1 protein-coding gene is annotated in these 972 nt (G+C 46.5%); it reads right to left on the reverse strand.

The annotated features are described in order from the left end of the window. Positions 1-972, reverse strand: a 972-nt coding sequence (locus A9G41_RS08975; protein ID WP_143425450.1) for an RHS repeat domain-containing protein, incomplete at both ends; no start/stop codon positions are given.

The raw sequence follows: 972 nt of genomic DNA on the forward strand, positions 1-972 counted from the left end.
CAGTATGTTGCCGTTTACCGCGTAACTCTCGAATCACATTGCCGTATTGGTCGTACTGATAATGGCGGTCACCTTGAATCAATAAGCGGTTAGCCTTGAGCTTGTTGCTGTGGGGGCAGGGTGCTTGGGGGGTGCCATGGGTTTTGGCAGTAGATGATGCGTGTTTTAATTCATCAAGTGGCTTTTCACTGCCCAGTAAGTTATCGGCTCCGTCAAAATAAAAGTGCTCATGATAGCCTTTATAGCTTAGCTCATCCGGTAACTGTCCTTGGTTATAAGGTTGGTGGCTAGCGCTACTGAGTCGGCTTTTTAAGTCGTGGGTGAAGGTTTTTACCCCTTTGTAGTTGTCGGTCATTTGGGTGAGCTCACCGGCAACATTATATTGGTAATGACGTTCAATCGGTTTATTCAGGCTGTCTTTGACCCTGACTTTTTGTTTAAGCAATCGACCACGGCTATCAAATTGCTGATGACAATTGAGTTCCCCAAATCGCCCCATGCTACGGGCAATTTCATTGCCTTCCTGCCAGCGGTGGGTCGATAGTGTTTGGCCGTTTAGGTCGATTTGGCTGACTTCATCACCTCGGTAATAGTGGGTTAAGATGTTACCATCAGGCAGGCGCATTCTAAATAAGCGTCCTGCTTGGTCATAATCAAAATATTGACTACTAAAGCCTTGGTGCTCTTGCGTGATGCGTCCACATTTGTCGTATTGCCATACCAGTGGCCATTTGCCATCGTCCACCTCATTGAGTCGACCAAATCCATCATAGTGGTAGGTGACCTTTTGTCCATCAGGCAATATACGGGCAGTTAACCGTCCGCAATGGTCACGCTCATAGGTGATGATTAAGGCGGTGTCGTCTTGTCGAGTATCGCCGTATTCTGTTCGCTTGATTATCTGGTCATTAGCATCATAATCCCAAACGATATAGCGCCCATCAAACAGTTTTTCTGTTTTTACTTTGCCAC

Origin of the sequence: Gilliamella sp. Nev5-1 (genome assembly GCF_001690895.1) — a bacterium.
Taxonomy (GTDB): domain Bacteria; phylum Pseudomonadota; class Gammaproteobacteria; order Enterobacterales; family Orbaceae; genus Gilliamella; species Gilliamella apicola_C.